Source organism: Acidovorax sp. GW458-11-26-14-TSB4 (genome assembly GCF_059423865.1).
Genome location: NZ_JBWKYR010000028.1, coordinates 40,903 through 57,696 on the forward strand (window position 1 = coordinate 40,903; position 16,794 = coordinate 57,696).

At 68.0% G+C, this 16,794-nt stretch carries 10 protein-coding genes; 3 read left to right on the forward strand and 7 right to left on the reverse strand.

What is annotated here, in order from left to right; all coding sequences use genetic code 11:
• Positions 1 to 92 precede the first annotated feature (92 nt).
• From AC07X5_RS29510 to AC07X5_RS29535, 6 genes are all read right to left on the reverse strand, one after another.
• Positions 93 to 4,772, reverse strand: a complete 4,680-nt coding sequence (locus tag AC07X5_RS29510; RefSeq protein ID WP_494773031.1) for an Ig-like domain-containing protein — start codon at positions 4,770 to 4,772, stop codon at positions 93 to 95.
• 197 nt (positions 4,773 to 4,969) lie between these two features.
• Positions 4,970 to 5,824 (reverse strand): class I fructose-bisphosphate aldolase, encoded by an 855-nt coding sequence (locus tag AC07X5_RS29515; protein ID WP_494773032.1) that lies wholly within the window; start codon positions 5,822 to 5,824, stop codon positions 4,970 to 4,972.
• A gap of 38 nt (positions 5,825 to 5,862) precedes the next feature.
• Positions 5,863 to 6,870 (reverse strand): aldo/keto reductase, encoded by a 1,008-nt coding sequence (locus AC07X5_RS29520; RefSeq protein ID WP_494773033.1) that lies wholly within the window; start codon positions 6,868 to 6,870, stop codon positions 5,863 to 5,865.
• Complete coding sequence (locus tag AC07X5_RS29525) at positions 6,867 to 7,901, reverse strand: ABC transporter permease (protein WP_409963984.1); 1,035 nt, start codon at positions 7,899 to 7,901, stop codon at positions 6,867 to 6,869. The genes AC07X5_RS29520 and AC07X5_RS29525 overlap by 4 nt, the downstream gene beginning before the upstream one ends.
• Positions 7,898 to 9,418 (reverse strand): sugar ABC transporter ATP-binding protein, encoded by a 1,521-nt coding sequence (locus AC07X5_RS29530; RefSeq protein ID WP_494773039.1) that lies wholly within the window; start codon positions 9,416 to 9,418, stop codon positions 7,898 to 7,900. Before AC07X5_RS29530 ends, AC07X5_RS29525 begins: the two co-directional genes overlap by 4 nt.
• Before the next feature lie 11 nt (positions 9,419 to 9,429).
• Positions 9,430 to 10,476 (reverse strand): substrate-binding domain-containing protein, encoded by a 1,047-nt coding sequence (locus tag AC07X5_RS29535; RefSeq protein WP_494773034.1) that lies wholly within the window; start codon positions 10,474 to 10,476, stop codon positions 9,430 to 9,432.
• A 180-nt stretch (positions 10,477 to 10,656) separates the two neighbouring features.
• Between AC07X5_RS29535 and AC07X5_RS29540 the strand changes: the two genes are divergently transcribed.
• Genes AC07X5_RS29540 through AC07X5_RS29550 form a run of 3 tightly spaced genes read left to right on the forward strand, consistent with a single transcriptional unit; the run spans position 10,657 to position 14,727 of the window.
• Complete coding sequence (locus AC07X5_RS29540; protein WP_494773035.1) at positions 10,657 to 12,201, forward strand: FGGY family carbohydrate kinase; 1,545 nt, start codon at positions 10,657 to 10,659, stop codon at positions 12,199 to 12,201.
• The gene (locus AC07X5_RS29545) at positions 12,198 to 13,970 is read left to right on the forward strand and encodes a glycerol-3-phosphate dehydrogenase/oxidase (RefSeq protein ID WP_494773036.1); all 1,773 of its coding nucleotides are present in this window, start codon (positions 12,198 to 12,200) and stop codon (positions 13,968 to 13,970) included. The genes AC07X5_RS29540 and AC07X5_RS29545 overlap by 4 nt, the downstream gene beginning before the upstream one ends.
• Position 13,971: 1 nt before the next feature.
• Positions 13,972 to 14,727 carry a GntR family transcriptional regulator gene (locus AC07X5_RS29550; RefSeq protein WP_228896140.1) on the forward strand — a complete coding sequence of 252 codons (756 nt, stop codon included), beginning with the start codon at positions 13,972 to 13,974 and terminating at the stop codon, positions 14,725 to 14,727.
• A gap of 14 nt (positions 14,728 to 14,741) precedes the next feature.
• Here the strand turns inward: AC07X5_RS29550 and AC07X5_RS29555 are convergent, their stop codons facing one another.
• Complete coding sequence (locus tag AC07X5_RS29555) at positions 14,742 to 16,622, reverse strand: DUF1963 domain-containing protein (protein WP_494773037.1); 1,881 nt, start codon at positions 16,620 to 16,622, stop codon at positions 14,742 to 14,744.
• Positions 16,623 to 16,794: the final 172 nt, after the last annotated feature.

Genomic DNA, 16,794 nt, shown 5'->3' on the forward strand with positions numbered 1-16,794 from the left:
AACTGACTGTTCCAGTTTTGAAAACAGTAATGGGCGTAAAAAGCCCGCGCTGCATATGCAGCCGCGGGCTTTTGGAGAGCGCCGTCAGGCGCTCAGGGCAACTGCGTCCAGTTCTGGTTGTTGCCGCCGTTGCAGGTCCAGGTGAGCAGGGGGATGTCCTGCGTGGTCGAGTTGTTGGGCACGTCGAGGCAGGCGCCCGAGGCTCGGTTGCGCAGCGTCGATCCCGCCAGCGTCCACTGCGCTGTGTTGCCCACCGTGCAGGCCAGTTGCACTACGCCCGCACCGCTGGTGGCCGCACTGTCCTGCGCCAGGCACAGGTTGCTGTGCTTGGCCACCAGCTGCACATAGCCCCCCGCGAGATTGCGCACCGTGAAGGTCTCGTTGTTGGCCGTGCCGCAGGGCCACTGGATCGCGACCGCGCCGCTGGCGGCCGAGGCCCCGCGGATGTTCACGCACAGGCTGCTGTGGCTGGAGCGCAGGCGCGTGGTGTACTCGGCCGCCGTGTCCAGCGAGCGCACGTAGTCGGCCAGGGCCAGCCGGTCGGCCGCAGGCAGGCCGGCCACGTTGCCGTGGCCGCCGGCGAGCACGTCCGCCACGCTGGCTTTCTGGCCGTTGTGCAGGTAGGACTTGGCGGCCCAACTGCCCAGCAGGGTGGGCGTGTCGAAGCCCACGCCAGCCAGTGGCTGGTTGGCGCCCTTGCCCGATGATGCCTGGATGCTGCCCACGTCGTGCCGGAGGCCGTCCTGGAAGGTGCCGCCCGCATGGCAGCTGGCGCAGTTGGCGTTGGCGAACAGGGCCTGGCCGCGCGCGGCCTCCACCGTGAGGCTGCCATCGGCCGCGCGCGCCGGGCTGCGCATGTACTTGTTCAGCGAGGCGAGATAAGCCGCCAGGTCGTCGAGCTGCGCATTGCGGCCGGCCTTGGGGGCGCCCAGCGGGTCGCTGGTGGCAGCAAAGTCCGCATCGCTCAGGAAGCCGGTGCCGCCGAAGGCGCTGCGCATGTCGTTCTCGAAGTCCTGCACCTCGTCGAAGTTGGCGCTCCAGTGCAGCTTGCCGTGGCCGGTGCCTCGCCGGCCCTGCAGGCTGATGGTTCGGCGCAGGCCCTCGCCGCGCTGGGTGAAGTCCCAGACCATGCCGTCGTCGCCGCCATCGGCGTGGCAGCTCGCGCAGGACATGTAGTTGTCCTTGCTCATGCGCCGGTCGGCCGCGTTGTAGAACACCAGCTTGCCGCGCAGCGCCGCGGCAGCCAGGGGCTCCTGCGCCACGGTGGCCACGTTCTGCAGGAACACCGCCGCCGCGCTGCGCGAGGCCAGCACGTCGGCCACATCGTGCACGGTGACCGAGCGCGCCAGGAAGTTGTTCACGAACAGCCGCTTGCGTGCAGCGTCCAGGTACAGGCCGTGGGGCGCGCTGCTGGCGTTGATCTCGCCGCGCACGGCGCGGGTGTAGGCATCGACGATGGCGACGTTGTTGCCCTCCATCTGCGCGACGAACAGGTAGTCGCCCGCAGGCGAAAACAGGGCGGCGCGTGCCGGTGCCCGGTCGTCGAAGTCGATCTGCTCGGGCAGCAGGTGCATGGCCGCTGACAGGTCCACCTGCGAGAGGATGGAGCGCACCGTCTGGTCGTGGAGCAGGTCGGTCCCCTCGCGGAAACGGCCACGCACGATGTTGTCCTTCTTGCCCGGCAGCACCGCGCGCGAGCCATCGGGCGAGATCACCACCTGGCTCAGGTAGTTGGCCACGCCGCGCGCGCTGTTCTCGGTGTCGATCGTGGTGGTGTCCACCGGCAGGGCGATGGTGGACAGCAGGCCCATGGTGCTCAGGCCCACCTTGTGCAACTGCCCGCCCGTCATCTTGGACTTGAAGCGCGTGACGTAGACCGTCTGCGAATCGGCCGCCACGGCGATGCCGCGCAAATCGCCCTCCAGCGCCACGGTGCCCGTGGTGCTGCCATTGGCCGGGTCGAAGGCGACCAGCGTGGACTTGCTCTCCAGCGTCAGCAGGCCCTTGCTGCCATTGGGCGTGAAGGCCACGCCGTAGGGACCGCTGCCGTAGGCCAGGTTCACCGTGGCCGAGATGCTGCCGTCGGTGGGGTTCAGCGCCACGAGCTTGTCTTCGCCCTGCACCGTGACCCAGATGCGGCCGTCCGGCGCGCGGGCCAGGGTCTTGGGCTCGTCGCCCACACGGGTTTCCCAGCGCTTGGTCAGGGACTGGGCATCGATGGCGGCCACCGTGCCGCTGTCGGGGTTGACGGCATAGACACTGTTGGCATCGCCCACGATGTTGCTCGAATGCGTGGGCGCCGTGGCCGTCACCGGGAAGGTCACGGTGACGTTGTAGGTGTAGAAGGTCTCCTGCCCCGCGGCATTGCGCACCGTCAGCGTCACCGTGTAGTGGCCGGGGCGGTTGTAGCTGTAGGTGGTGTTGGACTGGGACGAGAAGGCGGTCTGCGTGCCGTTGCCGAAGTTCCAGCGGTAGGTGACGCCGGTGTCGCCGCCCAGACGGGTGGGGGCGAAGTTCAACTGCCCGTTCACCAGTTGCGGCCCGCCGCTCACGCCGGCATCGCCGATGATGGCCTGCGAGCGCAACTGCGCCACGTCCGCATCGCTGAGCACGCGCCCGTAGACCCGCACGTCGGCCAGGCTGCCGCGGAAGAAGTCGGTGTTGCCCTGTATCTGACCGAGCAGCGCGAACTTGTTGGACAGGCCCTTGGTGCCCGTGAGGCCGGTGGAGCTGGTCTTGGTGCCGTCGATGTACAGCGTCTGAGCGCCCGAGGCGGCGTCGCGCGTCATCACCACGTGGTGCCAGTTGCCATCGTTCACGGCGGTGGTGGAGCGGGTGCCGGGTTTGTCGGCCGCCACGTTGCCCACCGAGAGATTGAGCCGCCCGGTGTTGTCGATCCAGCCCCAGAACACGTCGTCGGCCCCGCCCGACTGGTCGCGGCCGAAGAGGCCGGGCGCCGTCCAGGCGTTGACCGACCCGGCCTGCGTGGTCTTCATGTAGAAGGCCAGCGAGGCCGTGCCGCCCAGGGCCGTGGCCACGCTGTCGTTCTTGAGCGGCACGCCGCCCGTGCGCTGCGCGAAGTTCAGGCCGATGCTGCCGAACTGGTCGGCCGCCGAGGCCGTGCCGTTGTTGGCACCGATCTCGTCGGTCAGGGTGGTCGACAGCGGCCAGTGGTTCATCAGGCTGATGTCGGTGGCGTTGCCGGTGTGGAACACCGCCTTGTACTCGGCTGCGATGCCGTTGCCCGCATAGTCCTTCACGCCACCGGCCGTGAGCACGATCTCGTAGCTGGTGCCGGCCGTCAGGGGTTGCGTGGGGTGGAAGTTGATGATGCCCAGCTGCACGCTGTAGGTGCCGGCCAGCGCATTGCCATTGACAGGGCGCACGATGAAGGTGGCGGCATTCACGCTCTCGGGCCGGATGCTGTCCGTGAGGCCCACGCCGATGCGCGAGGTCAGCGCCTGCTGCTTGGCGCCGTTGGCGGGCGAGGTCTGCTTGACGGCCGGCGGCGTGGTGTCGGGCGCCGTCTGGTGCACGATGAAGCCGCTGCCCGAGCCATGGTCGTTGCCGATGAACAGCAGGTTGCCCATGGGCGCCACCTGGCCGTGGTCGGAGTGCGAGTACTCGGGGTCGTTGGTGGCGAACAGGCTGCCCTGGCCCACTTCCACGTGGTTGAGCGGGTTGCTCACGTCCACCTTGTGCACCTTGAATTGCGCGCCCTGGAACACATAGTGGTCCTGTGTGCCGCAGTACAGCTGCTCGTCGATGACCAGGCGGTTGTCCTCCACCACGAACTGTGTGCGGTCCAGCAGGTCGTAGCTGTACATCCTGGCGCCGCCGCCGCGGGCTGATGCGTGCAGGTTGCGGCCGTCGAAGCAGGTGGCGTAGTAGTTGGGGTTGGAGCCCACGGTGTCCAGCACCTTGGGGTTGAGCGGGTCGGAGATATCCAGGCTGGCAAAGCCGTCGGTGTTGTCCATCGAGGAGAGCACCATGTGGTTGCCCATGGTGAAGATGGGCCCCACGCGAAAGCCGCCGAGCTCGCCCGTGGGCACCGGGTTGGGCTTGCCTGCGCCGCGGTTGGCGATGACGGCATTGGCCGGGTCGGTGGCGTCCACGATGTACACGCCGTCGTTGGCCGAGGCCACGTACACATAGGGCGCCTGCCACCACAGCTGCCAGGCCACATTCGTGTAGTCACCGCCATTCACGGTCGGCAGCGAGAGCTTCTTGACCTGCTGGATGTTGTTGATGTCGGCGAAGTCCCAGAACTCGATGCCCTTGATGCTGGGCACCACCACGTACTGTTTGCCGCCGATCTTGGCCGTTCCGAAGGCGTGCGCCTCGCGGAACTCCTTGGTGCGCCCTTCGGGCTCGTAGATCTTCTTGACCAGCACGATGGCGCGCGGGTTGGACACGTCGTAGAGCAGAAAGCCCCCGGGGCCCAGGCCGCTGTCGGGCGCGAAGGAGGTCAGGAAATAGCCGTTGAGCATGATGCCCACGTTCAGCCCGTAGTCCTTGCGGCCGGGGTAGGTGGCCGGCACGTCGCCCGAGGCGCGGGTGATCATGGAGACCGGCTTGAACAGCTCGGCCGAGGTGTAGGTGAGATTGCCCAGGCCCGGCCCCTGCAGCGGGAGCGGAACCTCGGCGGCCTGCGTGACCGCAGCCGCCATGGTGGTGAGCGTGGTCATGGGGTTGACCCCCGTGATCGCCGCATGCGTGAGCAAGGTGGCGAACGGCAGCAGCAGTGCCATCAGGTAATACCGGATTTTCATCGTCGTCTCCTGTTTGTGTGGTCCTTGGCGGACCTTCTTCCTCGATCTTTCCGACAGCCCGGCGTCGGCGTGCGCAGGCACGCCGGGCCGGTGGCATCGCCGCCACCGGCCGCAGGGCTCTTTCTCCTGGACTCCCTCTTTTCCTTCTCTGTGCCCGTCAGTGCGCAGCCTTCTGAGCGCTTGCCTTCTTCTTCGCGTCAGGACGCGTGCGTCCCGGTGGTGTAGATATCCCACGCGGCCGCGGCGCTGGCGCCGCGGTGGATCATGGCCATAAGAGCATCGACCACGGCCGAGGGCTTGGAGTGCTGGTACACGTTGCGCCCATAGACCATGCCCACGGCGCCCTGGTCGAGCAGCACGCGCGAGCGCGCGAACACCTGCTGCAGGTCTTCGCGGCCGCCGCCGCGCACCAGCACCGGGCAGCGCGCGGCCTGCACCACGCGGTGGAATTCGGCCGGGTCGGTGGTCGGGTCGGCCTTCACGATGTCGGCCCCCATCTCACGCGCCAGGCGCACCAGGGTGACGATCTTCTCGGCGTCCCCATCGACCATGTAGCCGCCCTGCTCGCTGTGCGGGCGCATCACCAGCGGCTCGATCATCAGCGGCATGCCATAGCGGTCGCAGTCGGCGCGCACGCGCGCGATGTTCTGCACGCACTGGCGGAACAGGTCAGGTTCATTGGGCAGCATGAACAGGTTGACCACCACGCAGGCGGCGTCGCGCTGCACGGCCGGCAGCACCGGGTCGTGCTCGTTCTGCAGCACCGCCCACATCACGCGGTGGGCCGTGGCGTTGTAGGGGTTGCCCATGTCGATGCGCATCACCAGCGCGGGCTTGTCGCGGCCCGGGCGGTCCTGCAGCAGGTCGGCCTGGCCGTAGTTGAGCTGGATGGCATCGGGTGCGGCGGCCACCAGCTTGTCCATCACCTGGGGCATGTCCTCCAGGCCGTTGAGGAAGCTCGGTTCGTTGCATACGCCATGGTCGAGCGCGATATCGAGGCAGCGGCCGTTGGTCAGCAGGCGGTTCAGCCGTGCGGTCTTGTCTTTCGACATACGAAGAAATCCTTGGGTTGAGAAGGGGTGGATACGGGTCAGGCCAGGGCCTTCAGATGGGCACTGGCGGCATCGTCGATGCGCTGCACGGCTTCCTCGGGCAGGTCCAGTGCCCCTGCGGTGGCGTTCTCGGTGGCATGCGCCCGCGTGCGCGCCCCGCACAGCGCGACCGACACGCTGCCACTGGCCAGCGTCCAGGCGATCATCAGTTGGCCGAAGGAGCAGCCGAACTGCCGGCGCAGGGGCTCCAGCTCGTCGAAGAAGGCCTTCAGCCGGCCGCGGTTGGCCGCGCTGAAGCGCGGGTTGCTGGCACGCTGATCATCGCCGGTGAACTCGCGGGACGGGTCGATGGGGCCTGCCAGCAGGCCCAGCGCCAGCGAGGAATAGCCCAGGATGGCGACATTGTTGCGGCCGCACAGGGGCAGCAGGGTCTGCTCGATCTCGCGGTCGATCAGGCTGTAGCGCTCCTGCGCGGCATCCACGGGGCCGTGGCGCAGGTATTCGGCCAGCGTCGGCGCGTCCACATTGCTCACGCCGATGGCGCGGATCTTGCCCTGGCGCTTGAGCGTGAGCAGTGCGTCCATGGTTTCCTCCACCGGCGTGGTGCTGTCCTGCCAGTGGGTGATGTACAGGTCGATGTAGTCGGTCTGCAGGCGCTTGAGGCTCTCCTCGGCCTCGTGGAAGATCGATGCCCGGCCCAGGTGGCGGTGCACGGGGTGGCCGTCCTCGTCGAAGAAGTGCGTGCCCTGCTGCGTGTGCCAGACCAGGCCGCACTTGGTGGCGATCACCGCCTCATGGCGGCGGCCCTTGAGCGCGGCACCGACGAGCTGCTCGGAGGCACCCAGGCCATAGGCTGGCGCGGTGTCGATCAGCGTCACCCCGGCGTCGAGCGAGGCGTGAATGGCCTCGGTGGCGGCGGCGCTGTCCTGCCCACCCCACATCCAGCCGCCCATGGCCCAGGTCCCCAGGCCAATGGCCGAGCACTGGATGCCCGAAGGGCCCAGGGTGGTGGTCTTCATGGCGGGGTTCATCATCACGGCATTCATCGCTTGGTCTTTCGGGTGTTCATGAGGTGGTCGATGGTCACGGCGGCCAGCAGGATCAGGCCCTTGATCACGTCCTGCCAATAGGGCGACACGTCCAGCAGGATCAGCGAGCTGGTTACCACCGAGAGCAGGGCCAGGCCCAGCACGGCGCCCAGCACCGTGCCCGAGCCGCCCTTGAGGCTGGCACCGCCGATCACGGCTGCGGCGATCACGTTGAGCTCCATGCCCACGCCGAAGGTCGGCGTGGCCGCGCCGAAGCGCGCGGTGTAGATCACGCCCGCCAGGCCGGCCGAGGCCGCGCACAGCACCGTGACCCAGAACTTCACATGGCCCGTGCGGATGCCCGAGTACAGCGCCGCCTTCTCGTTGCTGCCGGTGTAGAACACCCGGCGCAGCAGGCTGGCGCGGCGCAGCACGAAGTCGCTGACCACCACGATGGACAGGAAGATCAGGATCACCGCAGGGATGCCGAACAGGTTGCCCTGGCCGATGAACTTGAACGAGGCCGGCAGCGAGAACAGCGATTGCGGCGTGCCCTGTGTGAGCGCCAGGCACAGGCCACGCACGATGACCATGAAGGCCAGCGAGGCGATGAAGTGGTTCAGCCCGATGCGCACCACGCAGCCACCGATCATGGCGCCGATGAGGGCGCTGGCCGCTATCGCGATGAGCCCGGCCGTCCATGGGTCCAGGCCCATCAGGAACAGCTTGCCTGTGACCACCATGGCAAAGCACACCACCGAGCCCACCGACAGGTCGATGCCGCCCACGATCAGCAGGATGGTCATGCCCACGACCACGATGCCCTCGATGGAGAAGGACAGCAGCATGGCGCGGATGTTGTCCCAGGTCAGGAAGTAGGGCGAGGCGAAGCTCATGCCCACGCACAGCGCGAGGATGATGACCAGCAGGCCCATCTCGCGCATGCTGGTGAGTTTGGGGACCCCGGGTTTTCCGGGCCCTCCGGGTGCCTCGCGCGGCGGCTGCAGGCCGGCGACGGAGCCGGCGTCCAGTTGTGCGGGGTGATTCATGCCATTTCCTCTTGTCGTGATTCCAGTCCCGAGGCCAGCCGCAGCAGGGCCTCTTCCGTCATGTCCGTGCCTTGCACTTCGCCCGCGACGCGGCCGTCACGGATCACCAGGGCCCTGTCGCACAGCCCGATGATCTCGGGCAGCTCCGAAGAGATCACCACCACGCCCACGCCCTGGCAGGCCAGGTCGCGCAGGATGTGGTGGATCTCCGACTTGGCGCCCACGTCCACGCCGCGCGTGGGTTCGTCCATCAGCAGCACCGCGGGGTTGGTGGCCAGCAGCTTGGCAATGGCCACCTTCTGCTGGTTGCCGCCCGAGAGGCTGGCCACCTCGATCTGCACGCCATCGGACTTGAGCTTCAGGCGCGCGCCCAGCTCCTGCGCCAGCCGGTGCTCGGTCGCACGCTGCAGCAGGCCGAAACGTGAGCTCACGCGCGCCAGCGCCATCGAGGCGATGTTCTGCGCGATCGGCAGGTCCAGGTAGACGCCTGCGGCCTTGCGGTCCTCGCTCAGGTAGGCGATGCCTGCACGCAGCGCATCGCTGTACTTGCGGATCGAGAGCGCCTTGCCGTTGAGGTACACGCTGCCGCCGGTGGCGGGGCGCAGGCCGCACAGGGTCTGCGCGAGTTCGCTGCGCCCGGCGCCCATGAGCCCGGCGATGCCCAGGATCTCGCCGCGCTGCACGGTGAACGAGACCCCGTGCACGCGTTCGCCATCGGCCAGGCCGCTGACTTCGAGCACCGGCCCGCCGCGGTCCGCATCCTGCTGCTTGGGCGGGTAGTAGTTGCCCAGGTCGCGCCCGACCATGCGGCGCACCAGCGCGTCGGCATCGAGCTCCGACAGGGGCCCCGAATGCACGTTGCGGCCATCGCGCAGCACCGTCACGCGCGTGCAGTGTGCAAAGATCTCGGCCATGCGGTGGCTGATGTAGATGATGGCTATGCCCTGGTCCTTGAGGTCGTGCAGCACCCGGAAGAGGGCGGCCGACTCGTTGTCCGTGAGCGCGGCGGTGGGCTCGTCCAGGATCAGCACCTTGCAGTCGAGCGTGAGCGCCTTGGCGATCTCGATCAGCTGCTGGCTGGAGATGGGCAGGTCGCCCACGCAGGCCGCGGGGTCGATGTCCTGGCCCAGGCGCCGGAGCACCCGGGCGGCGCGCGCGTTCAGGCCGGCGTAGTCCATCCATGCCTGCCGGCCGGCGTTGATCTCGGGCATGAAGATGTTCTCGGCCACTGTGGCGTCGGCGCACAGGGCGATTTCCTGGTGCACCAGGCCGATACCCAGGCGCATGGCCTGGGCTGGTCCATCGATGGTGACCACGCGGCCGTCGAGCGTTATCTCGCCCGCGTCCGGCTGGTGGATGCCATCGATGATGTTCATCAGCGTGGACTTGCCCGCGCCGTTCTCGCCGCACAGGGCGTGGATCTCGCCCGCCTGCAGCGAGAAGTCCACGCCCGAGAGCGCATGCGAAGCGCCAAAGCGCTTGCAGATGCCGCGCAACGCGAGCAGGGGGGCGCCCATGGTGGTGGTGCTCACTCGCTGATGCCCTTGGTGCCGCGGCGTGCGAGGTACTTGTCCCAGTAGAAGTCGTCGGCATTGGCCTTGCTGACCACGGCCAGGCCGTTGTCCAGGAAGGGCACGGCCATGGGGTTGGTGCCGTTGCGCTTGGCGTCGTTCATCGGGTCGATGAGGCCGGGGTTCTTGGCCAGGAACAGCATCATCATGCCCATGTAGCCCTGCATGCCCTGGTTGGGGTTGATGGCACCGAACACATCGCCGGACTTGATCATGTCCAGGATCTTGGCGTTCACGTCGCAGCACATCACCTTGATGTTCTTCTTGGTCTCGACCTTGGCCTGGGCCGCACCCAGGGCCGAGTTGGCCTCGGGCATGAACAGCGCGCCCAGATTGGGGTTGGCCTGCGCCAGGCTCTGCACGGCCTGGTAGGCCTTGTTCGGGTCCTGGTTGCTGGCGGCGCGGCCCACCAGCTTCATGCCGGGGTGCTTGGTCTTCATGCGGTTGATGAAGGCGGCGATGCGGCGGTCGTGGTTGTCCTGGCCGGGGTTTTCCAGCACGGCGAACTCGCCCTTGCCGTTCATCGACGCGGCGATGGCGTCGGCCGCCTGGTTGCCTTCGCGCTCATTGTCCGAGGTGATGAAGGAGGTGCGCTTGGAGTTGGGCGAGTCGGCCGCGAAGGTGACCACCGGGATCCCCATGGCCGCGGCGCGGTTGATGGGCTCGATGAAGGGGTCGGGGTTCATCGGGTGCAGCAGGATGCCGGCGGGCTTGCGTGCCAGCTCCTGCTCGAACGAGGCCAACTGCTTGTTCACGTCGTACTCCGGCGTGCCGGTGTAGCGGGTGCGCACGCCCAGCGTACGGCCCAGCTGCTTCATCATTTCATAGACCGGGAACCAGTACTCCACACCCGAGACCATGACGTTCATCACATAGACGTCGCTGGGGTTGCCACGCAGTCCACCCGCGGCGGCAGGGGCTGCTGCAGGCTGCTGTGCGAATGTGCTGGTGCCGGCCAGGCCGATACCGGCGGCTGCTGCGGACTTCAGGAAATTACGCCTCATTTTTGTCTCCTCTTGTTGAACGGTGCAGCATGTGCTGCTGCTTTCTCCAGGGCTGGGATGGGGTGCTTGGTGTCACGACAGTTGTTATGACAGGTAGAATGTAAACGTGGATCGAACAGCCAGATAGTTAGGGGAAACACTACTGGATATGCCGGCTGGTTCAGCGGAAGCTGTTATGACATGAAGACCCAACTATTGATCGGCATCGACCTCGGGTCGAGCAGCCTCAAAGCCCTGGCCCTGGAGGCCGCGAGCGGCCGCACCGTGGCCCTGTCCCGCATGCCCCTGCAGCATGACCGCCTTCCCGGCGGCGGCTGCGAGGTGGCGGCTGCCAACATCCATGCGGCCCTGGCTGCGGTATTGCGCGATGTGGTCCACCAGCTGGGTCGCCGTGTGGACGATGTCCGCGCCATCGGCTGCACCGGGCATGGCGCCGGGCTGTACGCCCTCGATGCCCAGCAGGAGCTGGCCGGCTGCCGCGCCGTGGCATCCACCGACCAGCGCGCCGCGGCGCGTGCCCAGTCGCTGGCAGCCAGCCGGGGGGAGCAATTGCAGGCCGAAGTGGGCTGCCAGCCCTGGCCGGGCCAGCCGACCGTGATCGCCGCCGAGCTGCTGGGCAGCGATGCGGTGCGCAGCGGCGCCCTGCAGCGGCTGATGTTCGCCAAGGACTACGTGGGCTTTCTGCTCACCGGCGAGATCGCCACCGACGCCAGCGATGCCAGCACGGCAGGCCTGCTGTCCGTGGCCACTGGCACCTGGTCGCCGCTGGCCTTTGCCGCCTCGGGCATTGTGGGCCTGGGGCCCCAGGCCTTCGGGCCGCTGGTGCGCAGTGGCGAGGTCATCGGCACGGTGCAAGCGTCGGCAGTGTCGGCCTATGGCCTGCCGGCCGGCATCCCCGTGGCCATGGGAGCCATCGACCTGCTGGCCGCGATGACGGCGGTGCGGGCCGAGGCGCGGGGCCGCGCGGTATCGGTGCTGGGTACCTGGTGCGTCAATGCCGTGATAGGGCCGGTGCTCGAGCCCCGGCCCGATGTGGCGGGTACCGTCAACTTCGGCCCGCAGGATCGGCGCCTGTACATGGAGAACAGCCCCTCGTCGATGGCCAACATCGCCTGGCTGGCCGGCGTGCTGGGCCTGCCCGATGCGCGTGCGGTGGTCGACCTGGCGATGTCGGTGCCGCTGGGTGCCGGGGGCCTGCGCTTTCTGCCCTTCGTGAACGGCGGCGGCGGCGTCACTGCGGGTTTTGTGGGCCTCAAAAGCCACCACACGCGCGGCGACATGGCGCGTGCCGTGGTCGATGCAGTGGCGGCGCTGCATGCGCGCCACACCGCCCGGCTGGCGTCGGGCGGGTTGCCGGTGTCGGCATCCACCGTGCTGGGCGGCGGTGCCAGCGACACCCGCCTGGTGCGCCTGCTGGCCGGCCTGCTGGGGCACCCGGTGGAGCGCTGTGCCGACGACGAGACCGGTGCGCGGGGCGCGGCCATCTATGCCGCCCTGTCGCAGGGCATCGATGCCGAAGCCTTGTACGCGCCCTGCGACACGGTCGAACCCGATGCCGGCCAGGCCAGGGCCCATGCAGATTTCAATGCCGACTTCAACGAGCTGATAGCCACCATGTCCCCTGTCTTTGGCCACCTGGCCGGCCCTGCGCCAGAGCGCGCACCCGCACCCGCCACGCCCCTGCCCGCGCCTCTTTCTGTGCAGCAGGTGGAGGCCTTGCAATGAACACCACATCCGCATCGCCTTTCGTGCGCCCCGCCGCCGTGGCTGGGCGCCATTTCTCCACGGTGATCGTGGGCGCCGGCATCAACGGCGTGGGCGTGTTCCGCGACCTGTCGCTGCAGGGCGTGGACTGCCTGATCGTCGACAAGGGTGATTTCAGCGCCGGTGCCAGCAGCGCGCCCTCGCGCATGATCCACGGCGGCCTGCGCTACCTGGAAAGCGGCAGCTTCTCGCTGGTGGCCGAGGCCACGCGCGAGCGCAACCTGCTCTTGCGCAACGCGCCGCACCTGGTGCAGCCGCTCAAGACCGTGGTGCCGCTGTCGAGCTTCTTCGGCGGGCTGATGAGCAGCGCGCTCAAGTTCCTGGGCCGCACGCCGCCCCAGCGCACGCGCGGGCTGCTGGCCGTGGCCACGGGCCTGCGCCTGTACGACCTCTTGGGCCGGCGCCAGCGCGTGATGCCCAACCACCGCATCAGCCGCGTGCAGCCGGCCGACCGCCTGCTGTTCCGCGCGGCCGTGCGCTGGACGGCGACCTTCTTCGACGCCTGGATCAGCCACCCCGAATGGCTGGTGCTGGAGCTGGTGCGCGACGCCTGCCGCGACCAGCCCCGTTCCATGGCCAGCAACCACTGCCGGGTGATGGGCTGCGCGGGCAAGGCCCTCACGCTGCGCGACGAGGTCACTGGCGAGGTGGTGCAGGTGACGGCCGATGCCGTGGTCAATGCCAGCGGTGCCTGGCTGGACCGCAGCACCGAACTGCTGGGCGGCGCGGTGCCGCGCGTGATGGGCACCAAGGGCTCGCACCTGGTGCTCGACCACCCCCTGCTGCGCGACGCCTTGGGTGGTCGCATGGCGTATTTCGAGGCGCTGGACGGGCGCGTGTGCATCGTCTACCCCTTCCTGGACCGTGTGCTCGTGGGTTCCACCGACATCCCGGTGGACGACCCCGACCAGATCGCCACCGAACCGGCCGAGGTGGACTACCTGCTGGAGGTGCTGGGCGAGGTCTTCCCCAACCTGGCCTTCGGCCGCCGCGACGTGGTCTACACCTATGTGGGCGTGCGGCCCCTGGCGCGCTCGGACGCCGACAAGCCCGGGCAGATCTCGCGCGACCATTCGGTGGTGATCGATCCGCCGTCCCCGTCGCGCGACATACCCGTCGTGGGCCTGGTGGGCGGCAAGTGGACCACCTTCCGCGCACTGGCCGAGGAAGCCAGCGACGAGGTGCTGCACCTGCTGGGGCGCGGGCGCGCGGCATCGACCCGGCAGCTGCCCATTGGGGGCGGCACCGACATGCCGCAGGGCGCTCAGGCGACCGAGCGCTTCATCGACCGCATCGCCCAGGATTCCGGCCTGGCCCGTGCCCGTGCCCAGGCATTGCTGCGGCGCTACGGTTCCCAGGCCTTGCGCATGGCCCAGCATTTCAAGGTGGCCGGCGACGTGCCGCTGCAGCATGCGCCCGACTACTCGGCGGCCGAGGTGGCCTGGCTGTGCACCGAAACCGGCGTGATCCACCTCGACGACCTGGTGATCCGGCGCACGCTGCTGGCCATCCGCGGCCTCGTCACGGATGCGGCGCTGGCTGAAATGGCGGGCCTCGCGGCACAGGCTTTGGGGTGGGATGCGGGGCGTGCACGGCTGGAACTGCACAATTGCGCCACCGCACTGCGCGAGCGCCATGGCGTGCGCCTGGCGCCCGCAGCCCCCGATTCCGATGCCGCGCCGGCTTTTCAGGCACCATTGACCATCCATCCGGCCCTGAGCCCGTCCTGACGTGAATGCACCGACCGAACTCCAGCCCCTGCTCGACCGCAACTCCGAATCGCCCCTGTGGGCGCAGTTCCGCGATGCCCTGCGCCTGCAGATACTGCAGGGCGAACTGGCCATCGGCGCCAAGCTGCCGTCCGAGGCCGAACTGGGCGAGCAGTTCGGCATCTCGCGCATCGTGGTGCGCGAGGCCCTGGCCGACCTGGTGCGCAACAACCTGATCTACAAGATCAAAGGCCGCGGCGCCTTCGTGGCGGCGCGCGAGCGCGACGAGGATTTCGTCTCCACCGTGCTCGGCTTCTCCGATGAGATGGAGCGCAAGGGCCGCTCGGTGCGCACCCAGATCCTGTCGCAGCAGCTGCGCGACCCCACGCCGCAGGAGATCAGCGCGCTGGGCCTCACCGACGACACCCAGGTCGTGGCCTTGAAGCGCCTGCGCAGTGTGGATGGCGAGCTGCGCCTTCTGGTGGAAACCGTGGTGCCCGCCGACCTGGCGCCCGGCCTGCACCGCATGCGCCTCGATGACCGTTCGCTCTACGACGTGCTGCGGCGCCAGTACGGCGTGCGCCTGGTGCGCGCCGAGCGCTGGATCGATGCCGTGCTGCCCGACGCCGAGACCTGTGGGCTGCTGCAGCTGGAGACCCCGGAGCCGCTGCTGCGCATCGAATCCATCGCCTACGGCGCCAATGGCCGGCGACTGGAGTACTACAACGCCTTGCACCGCTGCAAATCGAGCCGCCTGCATGTGCAGACGACGACCTGAGCGGCGCAGGGCATTCAGCTTTCGATGAAGGCGAGAACGCGCGAGAAATCGCCCAGGGCCAGGTCCTTGCGGTGGATCGTGAAGGTCAGCGTGCCGGCATCCCCGAACTCGAAGCCCGGGTGCTGGTCCGAGCCCAGGCGCAGCAGGTTCACCCACTCGCCGGGGCTGCCGCGCTGCAGTGCCACGGATTGCTCTTCGGGGCTTTCGTGCTGGGTAAAGACAAAGGCGTTCTGCAGATGCACGCCATGCAGTTTGTCCGGGCTGATCGAGAGTTCATCCGCCAACTCTGCATAGGTGTCGCTCAGTGCATCATCCCGATAGATCTCCATGAGGCCCGCATCCTCCCCCGTATAGCGCTCGTGGCTGTTGTACAGGATGGGCAGCGACACGGTGGCATCCACCACGGCCCGGTAGCCTTTGTAGGCCCGCGGCACATTGATATCGTCCACGGAGTCGACCTGCGACCCCCAGGCGTGCGGCACCAGGGCGCTGCGCGGCGAGGTGTCGTGCAGCACGCGCACGCCATCGGACGGGTCCTGGCTCTTGGCAAAGAAGTACAGCCGCCCGGTGCGCGGCAGCCAGCGCTGCAGCCCGGCCAGGGCGTCCAGGTCCAGCTGCGCATAGAAGTGCCAAGGCTTGCCGTCGGTGGTGGGGTAGGGCAGGCCGGGCGGCAGATCGGGGGCGCCGCCAAAGCGCGTGCCGCCCAGCACCGGCGGCGCATCGGGCTCGGTGGTGCGCCAGCGCAGCGCCTGGCGTGTGTGGCGCAGCAGCACAGGTTCGTGGTCCAGCAAGCCGTGCCGAGCCAGGCCGGCATGCAGCATGGCCACATGCGCGGGGCTGCTGCTTGCCAGAAAGGGCTCGGCGCTGGTGGCCACCTCGATTTCCGGGCGGTAGCGCATGTCGCGGAACAGCGGCAGGTAGCGCACGTCCACCTGCAGGTTCTCGATGCGGTCAATCGAGGCAGGTAGAGAGGTGAAGGCATTGCCGCTGAGCTTCAGTGCCTTGAGCGATGGCATGTGGCCAATGGCTTCGGGGAGGGTGGTGAGCTGGTTGTAGGCCAGGTCCAGCCGTTCGAGGTGGGGCAACTGGGCGATCCGTTCGGACACGCTGGTGAGCGTTCCCGGGGACATGGCCAGATGGCGCAATTGCCTGAGCTCGCCTATGGCGTCGGGCAGGTGCTGCACGCTGGTGTTCGACAGGTCCAGGCGGGTCAGCTGCTGCAGCGTGCCGATGGCCTCGGGCAGTTCCGTGAAGCGGGCATGGTCCGTGGAGGCGTAGTCCAGGATCAGCGACTCGATGGCGGTGAATGCCAGCACTTCTTCGGGAAACCGGTCCGTCCTGGGCGTTTCCGGCCGCCATCGCTGGCGCAGGGTCAGGTGGCGCACCGTACCGGCGGGCACGGCCTGTGCGGCTTTCAGGCTGTGGAAGTGGCGCGGCTTGGGTCGCACTTCGCCGCGGGGAAAGTGGCGGACCAAATGCAGCGGTGTGCCCTGGATATCGTCATGGTGCTCCTGGCGCAGCACGCCGTGCAGGGCGATGCGGTCCGGGGCCAGCTCGACTTGGCCGAAAAAGCGCAGGCCGTAGGCCACGCCTTGCACGTAGAGGTGGAACGGAGAGTCTGGATCGGTGTGCGGGTAGGAGAACACCTGGTGCGGGTCCCCCGCGCGGTCATCGAAATGGAACAAGCCGCTGGACCACAGGTGCGGTGCAGCGGAAACATCCCAGGCGCGCAGGGCTTCCTGGCCCAAGGTGCCACGCTTTGGTTGGGGCTCGGCCTTGAAATCGAAGCGCATGCCGCCGTCTTCGAAGATCACCTTGGAGTCTGCGGAGAACGAGAACGACGTGGAGCCGATCTGGAAAACGTCCTGGGGTAGGGCAATGGAAGTGCGGGTCATGGCGCGGTCAGGGCTGCAAATATTCCGGCCCATTGTGGCAAACCCGCGCAAGCAAAACGGGCTCCCATAGGGGAGCCCGTTTTGCTTGGGATGTGGGGAAACACTTCCACATGGTGGCGGTGCCCACGACCGTGAAACACCACCACCATGGGAAGGCCCGCAACTGGCGGAC